General features: G+C 39.5%; 16 protein-coding genes. 11 read left to right on the top strand and 5 right to left on the bottom strand.

What is annotated here, in order from left to right; all coding sequences use genetic code 11:
* Positions 1-1,284: a M64 family metallopeptidase gene (locus tag ACE01N_RS12380; RefSeq protein WP_380589251.1), complete on the bottom strand. Its 1,284-nt coding sequence runs from the start codon at positions 1,282-1,284 to the stop codon at positions 1-3.
* A 50-nt stretch (positions 1,285-1,334) separates the two neighbouring features.
* On the opposite strand from ACE01N_RS12380, the gene ACE01N_RS12375 reads away from it, so the two are divergent.
* From ACE01N_RS12375 to ACE01N_RS12365, 3 genes are all read left to right on the top strand, one after another.
* Positions 1,335-2,603: a mechanosensitive ion channel family protein gene (locus tag ACE01N_RS12375; protein WP_380589248.1), complete on the top strand. Its 1,269-nt coding sequence runs from the start codon at positions 1,335-1,337 to the stop codon at positions 2,601-2,603.
* Positions 2,604-2,702: 99 nt separating this feature from the next.
* Positions 2,703-3,164: an Lrp/AsnC ligand binding domain-containing protein gene (locus ACE01N_RS12370; protein WP_375728070.1), complete on the top strand. Its 462-nt coding sequence runs from the start codon at positions 2,703-2,705 to the stop codon at positions 3,162-3,164.
* 87 nt (positions 3,165-3,251) lie between these two features.
* Positions 3,252-4,628: an MATE family efflux transporter gene (locus tag ACE01N_RS12365; RefSeq protein WP_380589245.1), complete on the top strand. Its 1,377-nt coding sequence runs from the start codon at positions 3,252-3,254 to the stop codon at positions 4,626-4,628.
* A gap of 109 nt (positions 4,629-4,737) precedes the next feature.
* Here the strand turns inward: ACE01N_RS12365 and ACE01N_RS12360 are convergent, their stop codons facing one another.
* The 3 genes from ACE01N_RS12360 to ACE01N_RS12350 all read right to left on the bottom strand — a co-directional run bounded on the left by ACE01N_RS12360 (position 4,738) and on the right by ACE01N_RS12350 (position 6,932).
* Positions 4,738-5,523, bottom strand: coding sequence for a nucleotidyl transferase AbiEii/AbiGii toxin family protein (locus tag ACE01N_RS12360; RefSeq protein WP_380589242.1), 786 nt, complete (start codon positions 5,521-5,523; stop codon positions 4,738-4,740).
* Positions 5,520-6,323, bottom strand: coding sequence for a type IV toxin-antitoxin system AbiEi family antitoxin domain-containing protein (locus ACE01N_RS12355; protein ID WP_380589239.1), 804 nt, complete (start codon positions 6,321-6,323; stop codon positions 5,520-5,522). Before ACE01N_RS12355 ends, ACE01N_RS12360 begins: the two co-directional genes overlap by 4 nt.
* A gap of 171 nt (positions 6,324-6,494) precedes the next feature.
* Positions 6,495-6,932 carry an Hsp20/alpha crystallin family protein gene (locus tag ACE01N_RS12350; RefSeq protein ID WP_380589236.1) on the bottom strand — a complete coding sequence of 146 codons (438 nt, stop codon included), beginning with the start codon at positions 6,930-6,932 and terminating at the stop codon, positions 6,495-6,497.
* 320 nt (positions 6,933-7,252) lie between these two features.
* Between ACE01N_RS12350 and ACE01N_RS12345 the strand changes: the two genes are divergently transcribed.
* Genes ACE01N_RS12345 through ACE01N_RS12315 form a run of 7 tightly spaced genes read left to right on the top strand, consistent with a single transcriptional unit; the run spans position 7,253 to position 14,060 of the window.
* The gene (locus tag ACE01N_RS12345; protein WP_380589233.1) at positions 7,253-7,843 is read left to right on the top strand and encodes a TetR/AcrR family transcriptional regulator; all 591 of its coding nucleotides are present in this window, start codon (positions 7,253-7,255) and stop codon (positions 7,841-7,843) included.
* Positions 7,840-8,589 (top strand): outer membrane lipoprotein-sorting protein, encoded by a 750-nt coding sequence (locus tag ACE01N_RS12340; protein WP_375728066.1) that lies wholly within the window; start codon positions 7,840-7,842, stop codon positions 8,587-8,589. The genes ACE01N_RS12345 and ACE01N_RS12340 overlap by 4 nt, the downstream gene beginning before the upstream one ends.
* A gap of 16 nt (positions 8,590-8,605) precedes the next feature.
* Complete coding sequence (locus tag ACE01N_RS12335; RefSeq protein WP_380589230.1) at positions 8,606-10,021, top strand: ABC transporter permease; 1,416 nt, start codon at positions 8,606-8,608, stop codon at positions 10,019-10,021.
* Positions 10,022-10,031: 10 nt separating this feature from the next.
* Positions 10,032-11,459: an ABC transporter permease gene (locus ACE01N_RS12330; protein WP_380589227.1), complete on the top strand. Its 1,428-nt coding sequence runs from the start codon at positions 10,032-10,034 to the stop codon at positions 11,457-11,459.
* 18 nt (positions 11,460-11,477) lie between these two features.
* Positions 11,478-12,161, top strand: a complete 684-nt coding sequence (locus tag ACE01N_RS12325) for an ABC transporter ATP-binding protein (protein ID WP_375728063.1) — start codon at positions 11,478-11,480, stop codon at positions 12,159-12,161.
* Between the two features lie 28 nt (positions 12,162-12,189).
* Positions 12,190-12,849, top strand: a complete 660-nt coding sequence (locus tag ACE01N_RS12320) for a CAP domain-containing protein (RefSeq protein ID WP_380589223.1) — start codon at positions 12,190-12,192, stop codon at positions 12,847-12,849.
* A 14-nt stretch (positions 12,850-12,863) separates the two neighbouring features.
* The gene (locus ACE01N_RS12315; RefSeq protein ID WP_380589220.1) at positions 12,864-14,060 is read left to right on the top strand and encodes a hypothetical protein; all 1,197 of its coding nucleotides are present in this window, start codon (positions 12,864-12,866) and stop codon (positions 14,058-14,060) included.
* A 3-nt stretch (positions 14,061-14,063) separates the two neighbouring features.
* Here the strand turns inward: ACE01N_RS12315 and lipA are convergent, their stop codons facing one another.
* Positions 14,064-14,921: a lipoyl synthase gene (gene lipA, locus ACE01N_RS12310; RefSeq protein WP_380589217.1), complete on the bottom strand. Its 858-nt coding sequence runs from the start codon at positions 14,919-14,921 to the stop codon at positions 14,064-14,066.
* Between the two features lie 107 nt (positions 14,922-15,028).
* Between lipA and ACE01N_RS12305 the strand changes: the two genes are divergently transcribed.
* A complete protein-coding gene (locus ACE01N_RS12305; RefSeq protein WP_375728059.1) occupies positions 15,029-15,679 on the top strand; it encodes an FAD-binding oxidoreductase in 651 nt (216 codons plus the stop codon).
* Positions 15,680-15,699 lie beyond the last annotated feature (20 nt).

Here is a 15,699-nt window from a genome sequence, read left to right as displayed (position 1 = left end):
TTAGTCTCCTTTGGTATAAAAATTTATGGTACGGACTATTGCCCTGGCACATACCGGGCAAAAGTCTTCTGCCTCATTTGTTTTCATCCTGCAATCAATATACGGACGATACACTCCTTTGGCAACGTAACCTCCCCCTTCATACACACCGATAGTATTTTTGTATTTACTTTTTGCAGGAGTAGGAACCGGGGTGTCCTGATCCAGCATATCCTTCCATTTACTATCGAAATCAACAAGCGTTGTAACGTTCGGTTCCCATGGCTCTATATCTGCCGGGAAAAAATCGTTATAGGATACATCTGATGTATAATATTCATCCGCCAAACCGGCAAACGAATGTCCAAACTCATGAATAAAAACCTGTTGATTTTTGCGCCCCCTGGTTGAATTTATACTGTAAAAATTATAGATTCCACCTCCTCCGTATTTTTCACTGTTCGCCAGAATAATGATCTGGTCATGCGGTACGACAGAGGCGTAATTGCTGACATCATACAGGTCATTTGTCATTAAGTACCTGTCGCTGTAAAGCGTATTATAAGACGAATTAAGGGCTGTCTTCACATAAATATCCTGTCTTGGATCATCTACTCCTTCCTCTTCTGAATACGACATAACGGCGCGGATATTAAACTTACCTTTATTTTCTGCAAATGGCTTTGAAGTAAATAAGGCATCTGCAAAATTTTGCGCATCTTCAAAAAACAATTTTTCATCATATTTGGTATACCCTTCAGCAATCAGAACAATATCAATACATTCATCTGTTTTTCCACTGATTAATATATCTTTTGTCTTTGAGTCAGGAGTTTCTGTAGGTCGAACAATTTCACCTTCAGGATTCAGATTAATATTTAGAAGCGTGTCGGTAAATAATCCATCCACACGATGAACAAGAACAAACCTCACATCTTTTTGGGGTAATGGAGCATAAATTGTGTTTTCCATGGACCGTTCGATGTTTTCGGCTTCATCTGTTGTCTGCCATTCCTGAAAAAGTGTACTGAACCCATCGGTATAGATAAGTTTTCCAGTATTCAAATCATATAAATCATATTTATAGGTTCCTTTCCCATGAAACTCATCCAGTTTTGTTGTACGCCCACCCCACTGTTTTTCTTCGTAAACCTGGGAAACAGATGCCATCTGAGATGTCTTATTACCGGATAAAACCAGATCTATCCGGAGCACCTTGTTTGTAAAAAAATCACTATAATTAACTTCAGCGAAAAGAATTACACTGTAAAAAGTAAAGAGAATGATAAGACCTTTTTTTTTCATGTGTCTTTATTATAATTTTGTTTTCCACAATAATAGCAAATTTAAGTCAAATGGATATTGAATTTTATCAGAAGCTCAGTGAAGCAATTCTTAGCTGGTTTATTAATCATGGCTTTGCACAGTCTACAGCAGAAACTCTTCGTACTATCAGCATATTTGCAGTTATCATTCTTTTAAGTGTGGCTGTTGATTTTGTTTTCAGAAAGATCATCATAGCAATTGTTGCCCGGATCATAAAGAAAACAAAAAACAAATACGATGATATTTTTCTGGAACGCAAGGTTTTCAGTAAGCTGGCACATATTGCTCCCGTTTTGGTTGTCTATTTTCTGCTTCCCACTGCCTTTCCGGATTCCAATTTGTTTCTGTCGTTCCTCGAAGATATATGTTTTGTGTTCATTGCGTTTAATATATTATTTGTGCTGATCGCTTTTATGGATGCACTGCATGATATTTACAACCAGTTTCCCATTTCTCAAAACAGATCCATCAAAGGATACGTCCAGTTGTTCAAAATTATATTTTACATCTTCACTTTTCTGGCGATCATTTCAATCATTTTCAACATTAACATGACCAAAATCTTCACAGGGATTGGTGCACTCGCTGCAGTTCTTATTCTGGTATTTAAAGATACAATACTAGGACTGGTCGCCAGTGTTCAGCTTAGTGGAAATGATATGGTAAAACCGGGCGACTGGATCTCCATGCCAAAATACAATGCTGACGGTGACGTAATTGAAATTAACCTGACAACCGTTAAAGTTCAAAATTGGGATAAAACCATTTCAACTATTCCAACTTACGCCCTGGTTTCTGACTCGTTCCAGAACTGGCGCGGAATGAGTGAATCAGGTGGACGCAGAATTAAACGGTCCATCAATATTGATATGAGCAGTGTAATGTTTGCTCCTCCTGAGATGCTTAAAAAATTTAAAACCTTTCACATGCTGAAAGATTATGTGAACAAGAAAGAGATTGAAATTGAAGAATACAATAAGAAACTTAACATCGGAGAAAATGAGGTTTATAACGGACGGCGGATGACCAACCTGGGAATCTTCAGAAAATACCTCGAAAACTATCTGAAGCAACATCCGAAGATCCATCAGGATATGACCTTTCTTGTCAGACAATTACAACCGACAGACAAAGGCATTCCACTTGAGATTTATGTATTCAGCAATGATCAGGCCTGGGCAAACTACGAAGCTATTCAGGCAGATATTTTCGATCATGTTCTGGCGATAATACCCGAATTCGGATTGAGAGTCTTTCAGGCACCGACAGGTTCTGACTTTAAAAATCTTAGAGTTTGATATTTTTTTCGCTATTTTACTTACAATTTATAATTAAAATATTAGATTTGTTATTTGGTAGAATGAACATCTATCCAATTTGTAAACAATATTAAAACTATGGCACACCGCGAATTAGACGAACTTGACAAGAAAATTTTATCCATTATCTGTGAAAATGCACGTATTCCGTTTTTAGAAGTTGCACGCGAGTGTGATGTTTCCGGTGCGGCTATCCATCAGCGTATACAGAGGCTGATAAATATGGGCGTGATAAAAGGTTCTGAGTTTGTGTTAAATCCGGCGTCACTGGGATACGAAACCTGTGGTTTTGTTGGGGTTTTCCTTAAAAAGGCATCACTTTTTCATGGTGTCGTGGAAGAACTTAACAAAATACCGGAAGTGGTGGAAGTACATTATACAACAGGAAAGTATGCCATGTTTTTAAAAGTATATGCCAAAAACAACCGCCATTTACTGAGCATTATTCATGATCAGTTTCAGAATATTGAAGGAATTTCTTCTACCGAAACAATTATTTCCATGGAAGAAGCATACAGCAAACAACCGCCTATTAAATAACGTCAATTTTTCTGCCATAATTTTCTTCTTTTCCTGAAAACTCACACCTTTGCAATTTTGCAGACATAGGCATATTGTGATTCATTTATGAGAGATCTCACCAAAGGCTCTGTGAGCAAACAAATTTTCACGTTCGCCCTTCCCATGGTCATGGGAAACGTTTTCCAACAGCTTTACTCCATTGTTGACAGTATTATTGTGGGGAAGTTTATCGGGAAGGAAGCGCTTGCCGCAGTGGGTTCCTCATTTCCGGTTATTTATGTTTTGATAGCCATGGTAATTGGCGTGGGAAGCGGTGCATCTGTGGTCATTTCACAATATTACGGGGCCAAAGAAATGAACCAGGTAAAAAAGGCTGTGTCCACGATATTTATATTCCTGTTCTTTGCAGCGATAGTTGTCTCTGTACTTGGTGTATCACTTAGCAATCCTTTATTTCACCTGATAAATGTACCCGATAACGTGTTTGATGATGCAACCGTCTACTTCAGAATTTATGTAGCCGGGCAAATCTTCTTCTTTGGTTATAATGGCGTTACTTCAGTTTTACGGGGTTTAGGAGATTCACGCACGCCACTCATCTTTACAATTCTGGCAACCGTGGTAAATATAGTGCTTGACCTGCTATTTGTAGTTGTTTTCAAAATGGGTGTAAGTGGCGTGGCACTGGCAACCATTATAGCACACGGCACAGCTTTTATAAGCGCTGCCATATATCTGAACCGGAAACATGAAATCATTTCTTTCAAAATTAAGGAGATGGTTTTCGACAAACTGCTCTTCCGTCAGAGTTTACGCATCGGTCTTCCAACCGGTTTTCAGCAAACGTTTGTAGCACTTGGAATGGCTGCGTTGATAACAATAGTCAGTAAATTCGGCACCAGCGTACTTGCTGCATATACTGTGGCTGGCAGAATTGATGCCATCGCATCTATGCCGGCAATGATCTTTGGATCAGCACTATCATCTTTTGTGGGACAAAATGTAGGAGCAGGCAGTATGGACCGCGTCAACAAAGGACATATAACCACTGTAATTATGGCTGGCGGTATTTCCATAGCCGTTTCATTGCTTGTCATCCTTTTCGATGATCAACTGATGCATCTTTTTACAGATGCTCCCGATGTGGTTGATGCGGGTAAGGAATATCTGCGCATCGTCTGCTCGTTTTATATCATTTTTGCTACCATGTTCACCTATCAGGGGTTATTCAGAGGCGCGGGAGATACATTGGTTCCAATGTTTATTACACTGGCATCCTTGTGGATTGCACGAATTCCTCTTGCCTGGTGGTTGAGCAGTATCTGGGGAGAAAAAGGCATCTGGTGGGCCATCCCAATTGCCTGGTCCGTTGGATTAATCCTTTCTGTTATTTATCACAAATTCGGCGCCTGGCGAAAAAAAGCAGTCGTTGGAAAAAATCAACGCATCATTATTCCCGAAATTGATCTGGAACATGAATAACATGCTCTATGGCTGTGATCGGATTGGATAATCCACCGGCTCATAGCGCGTTCAATAGGGTCTGTATTTTTAAAGCCTGATTATGTTATTAATATTAGATAAAATCTAATCAAATATTTAATATGGGTAGCAACCAGTGATAAGCTTCTATGGGATTGTATTCCACCCCTGACTTCAATAATCCATTCATATCCTGCATAAATTCAAAGTCCTCCATTTTATCATCCAGGTTTTGGCGAAATTGTTTTGCCGTTGGCGGCTTATCCACTACAAATTGCATGTATTCATAATAACAGTGCAGCAACTTATTTACATCAACATTTCGTTTGGTAGCTGCCCACCAAAGGTCAAATAGGTCACGACCTTTCCGGCGTTGATATAGTGCCCGGAGTTTAGTACCTAATAACTCTTCCAGTTCATAAGAAATTAACGAGCAATTTCCTTTAAACCATGTACTGGCAGTTTCAAACCTTAACTCTTTCAATCCCAGCACTGAGAAATCTTCCCGACAGTTAATTTCAATTTTCAACCGGAGATTGATAACCGGTGGAATTTCGGTTTCAAAACGATACACTACTGTATTATTATTGACATTTTGTTTTACAGAGCGTTTTGTTCCCAGAAATTTCATTCTTTCTCGTAGATTTTCCAATAATGGTTTTATAGGGCCATCTTTAATCTGAACCAGATCAATATCCTCAGAATAGCGAACTTGTGGTTTCAAAAATATTTTGTGTAATGCTGTTCCACCACGAAAAGCGAGATTTTCACGTAACAGGTCATCTGAAAATATTTCAACCAATGCTCTCTCAATTACCAGATCCTGTTCAACCTGTGCATTATCAGGCCAAGGGGCATATTGTCTCCATTCTTCAATATATCTACGAGGTATCATATATCACCCTCCACTTCAGTATTGACATTAACTTTCCAAACCGAATCAGTTCTCCCCTTGCTGCTCCCATTTTTAAGTAACCGAACCTTTTGTATTTTCCGATCTTTCAAAACTTTTTTTAGTGCTGAGGACAACTTATCATTTCCAATTTGATTATCTATAAGATATCCCAATCGCTGCACAGAACTTGTTATCGGATAACTATTGGCTGTTTTAGCCAGTTCAGAAGGCTTCATTTCTTCTGTCAACTCTTCCAATATTGTCAAAATCCGATTTATACCAAAATTTCCATATGTAAGTAAATCCAATGCTGTTAGTTCCGGCGTTGATACATTCAGATAACCTGCATCAGTCTTTTTCTGTATAACTTCGTCTTCTTGCCAGCCTTCCTTTACATAGAAGTTTATTACGAGTCTGGAGTTTTTGATGTTTCTTAAAGCTGGTTTTTCAGTAATGACATAATATTCCATTGGTTGATGATGTGCCGCACCATAAAGAGCTGCTGCTGAAAATAATGCTACGTAATACTCCTTTCCAATGTACGACATTAAATCATCAATAAACAGATTTGGAGGCAACATACCTTGTCTGGAGTATTCAGGCGTAATAATTGCAAAAAATCCTCGCCTAATCCGGGCAATTCTATTCTTATTCTTCAAACGAAATAAGGACTGATATAATGCTTTATCGTTAAGATGTAACCCCTTTTTCACCTCTTCTACAGAAAAAGCATACCGACCGTTTGCTCTTATCTCATTTACAAGTTCTTCTAACGAAGAGAATACTACAGATTCATGCATAATTGATTTGCGTTGTTCTACATATTTCGTAGTATAACGCAAATTAAAACATAAAATTGAAATTACAAATAGAATTGAAATTTAAATTCCAATCTACTTCTCCATATCCATACAAACGTAAAAAGCCACCTTAAAAAGGCAGCCTTTCACTAAATGTGCAATAACTATTGATTAATTTATATTGATCTTCAGCGATTTTGGTTGCAATTCCGGTTTTTTAGGAATTTCAACATTTAAAATCCCATCGCTGAATGTTGCTTTAATTTTATCCTGATCCACGGTTTCCGGTAATGTAAATGAACGTTTGAATTCTCCGTAATTAAATTCTCTTCGGGTATAATTCCTTTCTGTTTCGTTTTTATTTTCTTCTTTCTTACCGCTAACCGTCAATACGTTGTTATCAACATCTATTGTTACCTCTTTTTTGCTGAAACCAGGTAAAGCAAACTCAATATTGAAACCTTCCTTATTTTCTACCACATTGCATAAAGGGGTGTCGTACGAAGGTGTGCCTGGCTCATTACCGTTAAACATATTTTCCATTACATCGTTAAAAAATTCCGGAAATGGAGCTCTTCTTGGACTGTTGTTAAATCTTACGAGTGTCATAATTTAATCCTCCTATTGTTTTTGTTATACATTCAATTTTTATGTTTTGCCTTACATATGTCAAAACTGACGCCAAACAAAAAATCCGGAAAATACTTCATATTTCGTTTATGAATCATGCCATTATGGCATTGTATCTCAAATATCAATGCCATATAGTCCGAATTCATACAATTAAGCTCCTATTCTTTAAAACTTTCTGCAACTGCATACAACCACAACCAATTATAATTACTCTTTTAAAAAATAAAAAAATCACTGCTTTTATTGCCTAATTAAAAATTTGTTTTTAATTTTGACCAACCGTTCAGTCAAAAAAAATGTCGCCAAGAACACCTGATCAATTCAAAGAAATACGTACAGAAAAAATCAAACTGATTTCTGAAGCCGCTCTCAGCTTGTTTGCTGACAAGGGATATGCTAACACAAGCATCAGCATGATTGCAAAAAAGGCGGGAATATCAAAAGGGCTGCTTTACAATTATTTTGAAAGCAAGGATGATCTGCTTGAAAGTATTTTATCGTACGGATTTGATGAGATTATTGAAATCTATGATCTGAACAAGGATGGCGAGCTTGAAATACATGAAATGGAATACTTCATCCGGGAAATATTCAACAGGATCAAGACCAATACAAATTTCTGGAAGTTATATTTCCAGGTCAGCGTTCAACCGGATGTCATTGACAAACTACAGGTTAAAATGAAAGAAATGATCGTCACTTTTATGCACAGCCTGATGAAATATTTCCAAAATATGGGTTTCAAACATCCACAGGTAGAAGCTGTAATGTTTGGATCATTACTGGATGGCGTCACCTTTAATTATGTATTAAATCCCACTATGTTTCCTATAGATGAAATTGTAGAAGAAATTATTCAGAAATATTGCAAAAAACCAGTATCATGAAATACTTAGTTTCAGTTATTTCACTGTTAGTAATATCCCTGGCTAACACATCTGCCCAGGATGCCAAAGCCATTGTAAAAAAGGCCAACGATAAAATGGAAGGTGAAAAATCGAGTTACATTGAAATGAAAATGACCATCCAGCGGCCTACGTATGAACGAACCATAGAATTTAAAAGCTGGACAGAGGGAACGAAAAATTCACTGACCTACATTACTGCTCCTGCCCAGGAAAAGGGGCAATCGTTTATGAAAAAAGGCAACGAAATGTGGAGCTGGAATCCTAAAATCAGCAGATTAATCAAACTACCACCTTCCATGATGTCGCAGGGATGGATGGGTTCTGATTACACCAATGACGATATACTAAAAGAATCATCCATTGTCGTAGATTATTCCCACAAAATTATCGGCGAAGAAGATATTGACGGCCATTCGTGCTACAAAATAGAGATGATCCCGAATCCTGATGCAGCCGTCGTATGGGGAAAAGTTCTTCAGTGGATATCAAAAAAGGATTTTCTGCAAATGAAAACAGAATATTTCGATGAGGACAATTACCTTGTAAGAACTCAATTGGCCTACAACATCAAGGAAATGGATGGCCGCATCATACCAACACGACTTGAAATTATTCCCGAGGACAAAGACAATCAGAAAACAGTTGTTGAAATTCTGAAGATAACGTTTAACATTCCGATCCAGGATAACTTCTTCTCACAGCAAAATATGAAACGGATCAGATAAATAAAAAACATTCAATATGAATGATATTATAAAACTTGCATGGCGAAATTTGTGGCGTAACAGAAGACGGACGCTGATAACAGCAACCTCTATCTTTTTTGCAATTTTCATTGCCATTGTAATGCGCTCTTTTCAGCTCGGAACATATGGACATATGATAAAACAGAGCATTGAGTCCTTCTCAGGTTACCTTCAGATACAACAGCCTGAATATTATAATGATCCCAACATAAACCATTCTTTTAAGTACACCGAAAACCTCGAAAATGAAATCAACAACATAGATAATGTACAGGCTACCGTTCCCCGCATTGAATCCTTCGCATTAGCTTCCAACGGCACACAATCCAAAGGAATAATGTTGATTGGCATTTCACCCGAAAAAGAACTGCAGCTGTCCAATCCCAAACACAAGCTGATCCATTACCGCTTTACTCCTGAAGCTGTAGATCAATTATCCAAATCAGATCAGCTGCCTGACAACATCAAAAAGAATATTGAAAAATTTAAAAACTACTCCTATTCCACAACTGCCAGAATAGAGCTTGATCTTCAGCTGTCAAAAGAAGAAATTAAAAAATATCTTGACATCATCACCAAAGCAACAGCTTTCAAGTCTAACTATCTCACTGAAGAAGATAACGGAGTATTGCTGTCTGATCGTCTTTCCAGATACCTGAAAGCTGCTGTAGGCGATACCGTTGTATTGTTAGGACAGGGTTACCATGGTGTAAGTGCTGCTGGCATTTACCCTGTACGGGGAATTGTTAGCATACCGTCTCCGGATCTGGATAATAAACTGATTTACATGACACTGAAGGAAGCCAATATCTTTCTGGGCATGCAGGGCAACATCACCTCACTGGCAATTAACCTGAAAGATCCGGACAAAATGGATGAGACACAACAAAAGATTCAGGATGTCATAGGCAGTAAAAATTATGTGGTTAAAAACTGGGAAGAACTCATTCCGGTTATCAAACAACAAATTGAAGGTGATAATGTGAGTGGTCAGATTATGCTGGGCATATTATATGCCATTGTGTTTTTTGGCATTTTCGGAACAGTGCTCATGATGGTGGCTGAACGCAAAAGGGAGTTCGGCATGCTGGTTGCCATAGGCATGAGACGGTCCAAACTTGCCTGGATACTTGCGATCGAAATGACCTTACTGGGATTTATTGGAGCTGCCTCGGGTATGCTGGCGAGCGTTCCGGTCATACTTTTCGGGTATTACCATCCCATTCAACTTGGAGGTGATATGGCCAAAATGCTTGAGGATATGGGATGGGATCCTGTAATGCCAATGGAATGGTTCAGCAGTTACTTTTACAAACAAGGCATCATCATTGTTGTGATGGTAGCACTGGCCTGCTGGTTTCCGGTAAGGAGCATTCTAAAACTAAATACAATTAAAGCACTCAGAAACTAAATACAGAACAATGATTTGGTCAATAGCCTGGAAAAATGTATGGCGCAGTAAGCGTAGAAGCCTGGTGGTAATCATAGCCGTAACCATTGGAACTATAGCCGGTGTTTTTACCGCAGGCCTGATGAAAGGCTGGGTGGATCAACGTATTGAGTCAGCCATTTTTACGGAAGTATCACACATTCAGATCCACAATAAAAATTATCTGATCAATGAAGAGCTAAAATACACGGTTCCTCAACCTGAAAAACTGGTTCAGTTCTTAAAAAATTCCGATGAAGTTAAAGCGTTTTCCAACCGGCTTAAGGTCATGGCAATGGCCTCCACATCCCTCGGAAATACAGGATTAAAACTCCAGGGCATTCACCTGAAGGATGAAGAAGCCGTATCAGATATCTATAAAAAAATTCAACCTGACGGAGGCACCTTCCTGCAGGCGGGAGAGAAAAACAGGGTTGTAATCAGTGATAAAACAGCAGAACAACTCCGGATCAAAACTTACATGGTGACCGATGAAGTACTGGACAGTCTGAAAAAACTGGAAGTGCCACAGGATGCACTCACAACACTTGAAGAGATAAAAGGCACACGGTTCAATACAAAAAAACTGTTTCAGAGCAAACTCGAAGAAATTCTAAGCAAAAAGGATCAGAACAATTACGGAAGGATCATCACAGAAACATCCCGACATTACAGGCTGAGAACCAAAATTGTGTTCACTTTTACGGGCAAGGATGGTCAAATGGTGTACCAGGCATTTCGGGTGTGCGGTATTTACAAAACCACAAATACCATGTTCGATCAGATGAATGCGTATGTACTTTACGACGATCTGGCAAATTTAGCAGGTTTTAACGGTAACGTTTTTCATGAGACAGCCGTTATATTGAATAGCGGTAACGACTTAAAGAAATTCAAGAGTGAATTACAGGATAAATTCAGCGATCTAAGCATTCTCGACTGGAAAGAACTGGCACCCGATGCGGGTATGTTATCGCAATACATGAATTTTTACTATTACATCATCATGGGATTTATCCTTTTTGCCCTGGCCTTTGGAATCATCAACACTATGCTAATGGCCATTCTTGAGCGACTGAAAGAACTTGGAATGCTTTTAGCGATCGGAATGAATAAGAAAAAAGTCTTTAGCATGATCATGCTCGAAACCATTTTCCTTACACTGGTTGGTGCCATTATTGGAATGATCCTGGGAGCAGTCATCATTTACATTACCGGTAGAACCGGTATCAACCTCAGCAGTGTTGGAGAAGGTATGGAAGCTATGGGTTGGGCATCCGTCATTTATCCGGGCATAGAATGGCATTTTTTCTTCGGCATCACACTTATGGTGATCCTGACAGCTATCCTGTCGTCTATTATGCCTGCAAGAAAAGCATTAAAGTTAAAACCGGCAGATGCCTTAAGAATTGATATGTAACACCTTAATATACGGATCATGAAAGTAATTGAAGTAAAGAAACTCGAAAAAATATACAACGATTCAGAAATCAAGGTTCATGCTGTAAGAGGTGTTGATCTTGTAATTGAAGAAGGTGAATTTACTGCAATCGTAGGACCATCCGGTTCCGGCAAAACAACTTTTTTGAACATGCTGGGAGGGTTAGATCAACCAACAAGCGGTAATATCAATATAGGAGGAACAGATATCGGCACACTGTCACCTTCGCAAATGGTGGATTTCAGATTGCACAATATAGGTTTTGTATTTCAGGCATACAATCTTATCCCGGTTCTGACCGCAAAAGAAAATACAGAGTTTGTGATGCACCTGCAGAAGAAACCAAAGGAAGAACGTGACAAGAGAGTGCAGGAACTGCTTGGTGCCGTTGGCCTGGGAGACCGTCTTGACAGCCGTCCCAACAAATTGTCCGGCGGACAGCAACAACGTGTAGCCGTTGCCAGAGCTTTGGCATCAAAACCGAAATTTGTTCTGGCCGACGAACCAACAGCTAATCTCGATTCGGAGTCCACAAGAAATTTACTTGAAATCATGGAAAAACTAAATAAAGACGAAAAAATAACGTTTATATTCAGTACACACGACCAGCGTGTGGTTGATAAAGCCCGGCGCGTCATCGTATTAGACGATGGGAAAATTGTAAGCGATGAAAAAAAGTAGAAGTATAATTATTAAAAACCTAATCATTATGATGTCAATTTTAATGCCTTCCGATTCATTTTTTGCACAGGTAAACTCCAGGGCAACCTGGGACATTGAAAAGCTGAACACAGCAAAAGATGTGAAATACCTGTCGGAGTTGGAAAAAGAAGTGATCCTGGAAATCAACATGGTAAGAACGAATCCTGAGAAATATGCAGAGATTTATATCAAACCTTTATTACAGTTTTACGAAGGTCTGTATTTCAGGTATCCGGGACAGGTACCGGTAATTACTGCCGAAGGTAAATCAGCGTTACTCGATTGCGTGGACGCTCTTAATGAGGCTGATCCTGTTGGAATATTACACGCATCAAAAGGGCTGACCCGATCGTCACAGGATTTGATGCGCGATCAGGGCAGATCAGGGAAAGTTGGCCATACAGGCGGCGACGGATCAAACCCGTTTGAACGCATGAAACGTTACGGCGAGTGGAAAAAAACAGCTGCAGAGAATGTGGACTACGGCAACAATTCAGCACGCTGGATTGTGCTCTCATTACTCATTGACGATGGAGTTCCAGGAAGAGGACACCGTAAAAATCTTTTGAACAGCGTATTTTCAGCCATCGGCATTGCATACGGCCCACATCCGTATTATGGACATATGTGTGTGATGGATATGGCCGGTGAATATATTGAAAAGTAAAACATAACCACTTTGTGAAATTAGAATTCAAATACCGGTTCGCCCGTATTATTTATTTACTGATGCTTTTATCTGTTCCTTTCAGCATTGTAAAAGCGCAGAAGTTTACGGTAGATGGTTATCTGAAGGACATGCAGACCTTATGGAAAGCCAAAGACATTCCTTTAATCTCCAACAATCTGATCCATAACCGGTTAAATTTTAATTATTATGCCACCGATAATCTGACATTTCATGTAGGCATGCGCAACCGCCTTACATGGGGCGATTTTCTGAAGCTTGGCGACGCTTTAAACCTTGGATCAGCCTTCAATTATGCAGATATTATGAAAGCCGATAATGGGTATTTCAACATGTCATGGAATGTTGCTGACCAGTCTCCTGATTTCATTTTGAATACAACTCTGGACAGGCTTTACCTGGATTATTCAAAAGGGAAATGGCAGGTAACAATCGGAAGGCAACGCATCAACTGGGGCGTGAACCTGGTATGGAATCCTAACGATATCTTTAATGCCTTTTCGTTTTTTGATTTTGATTACGAAGAACGACCCGGCATTGATGCAGTCCGGGTTCAGTACTACACGGGTTACGCGTCATCACTCGAACTGGTGTATCAGTTGGAAGAAAATTTTGACAAGATGTCTATGGCCGGATTATACCGGTTCAATGCCTTAAATTATGATTTTCAGATACTCAGCGGTAAGATGCGACAGGATCTTGTAGCCGGTGGCGGGTGGTCAGGTGACATTAAAGGTGCGGGCTTTCGTGGTGAAGGAACCTTCTTTTATAATCCTGATTCCACAGGCTCGGCTGCTCAACAGTTTGTGGGGTCAGTCAGCCTGGACTACATGTTTTCCAACAGTTTGTACCTTCATGCTGCCGTACTTTATAATTCCAAAGGCAGAACCGGAAATTTTGGAGATATAAATTATTTACTAAACACAGATCTTTCACCTAAAACATTGTCATTTGCAAGATGGTCCCTGTTTGGTCAGATTAGCTACCCGCTTTCACCAATTGTAAATGCGGATCTGGCCGGAATGGTTAATCCGATAGACGGTTCATTCTTCCTAAGCCCCACTATCAGCTGGAATATGGCTCAAAATGTAGATTTCTCGTTTGTCGGTCAGATATTTAACGGATCATCCGACGATGAATTCGGTAACATAGGTCACCTCTTTAACATCCGGTTCAAATACAGTTTTTAGAAATTATAATACGTGCTTTTCAGCGTGATAGGATGACCGGACAAGGGGACCGCTCTCTACATGTCTGAAACCTATCGCAAGCCCTACTTCCTCATAGTGTTTAAATACTTCAGGTGTTACGTATTCCACCAGTTTAGTATTACGTTCCGACGGCGGTAAATACTGCCCAATGGTGACAACCTTCACACCTACCTCTTTTAAATCCCGCAATGCCTGTATTACCTCATCTTCCGTTTCACTTAAACCAAGCATAAGACCGGATTTGGCAATCAGACCGGAACCTGCGATATAACGAAGCACACGAAGACTTTTTTCATACGTGGCCTTGCTCCTGATATTTGGAGAAATACGCTCAACAGTTTCGATGTTGTGCGAAATGACTTCAGGTTTTTCTTTAATTACAACATCCAGCAACTCCGGTTTTGCATCAAAATCGGGAATAAGAACTTCCATCGTTAAACCGGGATTGTGCCGTTTTACAGCCCGTATTGTCTGAGCCCAAAACTCGGCACCGCCATCCTTTAAATCGTCCCGGGCCACTGATGTGATAACCGCATGTTTTAACTGAAGCGTCTGAATACTTTTCGCAAGCCGTATGGGTTCAGCCCAGTCCACCTCATCCGGTTTTTGCAAATCAACATAACAAAAGCGGCAGTTACGGGTACATTTATCACCAAGGATCATAAAAGTGGCCGTTCCGGCATTCCAACACTCCCCCTTATTCGGGCAGTTTCCGCTGGTGCATATTGTATGTAAATCGTGTTCTCTGATAAGGTTCCGGACCTGTGAATAATTCGTTCCTTTCGGCATGGGCACCTTCATCCATCGGGGAAGGCGCATCGTATCATTTTTTAAGCTCATCTCAACTTTCTATACTAGTTTAAAATGCTACTTAGCTTGCATTTATGAGTCTGAACAATTACTTTTGCCAAATGTTTAGAAATAGTCTAAATAATAATTAAAAAGAGATGAACAAAGGAAGTTTGCATAAGGTAATCGAGGTAAGGGAACTCACTGATACTGTTTATGTTTTAAGAGTTGAACGCAATGGATTTGAATTTCAGTCCGGGCAGTATCTGGCTTTAGGCAAAAAAGGCGATATACAGAAAAGAGAATACTCAATTTACAGTGGAGAAAAGGATGAGTACCTTGAGGTATTGATAAAAGAAGTTCTGGAAGGAGATGTCTCAAAAAAACTGCACAAACTAAAAGTAGGTGATGACGTAGAAATTGAAGGCCCTTACGGCCATTTTATACTCAACGGAACACCACGCGATAAAAAGATTATATTTATTGCTTCGGGTACAGGCATTTCACCCTGCCACAGTCTGATTCGAAGCAATCCAAAACTGGATTATATGGTATTGCATGGTGTAAAGTACAGTTTTGAATCTTACGACAGACATGCGTACCATCCTTACCGCTATATTCAATGTACATCCCGTGAAACTGAAGGTGATTTTTACGGCAGAGTAACCGATTATCTCAGCAGGCATGGAGCGGACGCAAAATCCGAATATTTTTTATGCGGAAATTCAAATATGATTTACGATGTATTTGATATTCTGAAGGATAAAGGTGTGAAACAGGATCAGATTCATACGGAAGTATATTTCTGATACATCTCCCGGCAAATCGG

Origin of the sequence: Quyinboa ferrireducens (assembly GCF_042436675.1) — a bacterium.
Taxonomy (GTDB): domain Bacteria; phylum Bacteroidota; class Bacteroidia; order Bacteroidales; family UBA5342; genus JBHJHP01.
Note: the sequence above shows the minus strand (reverse complement) of the source record. Positions and strands in the feature narration are given on the sequence as shown.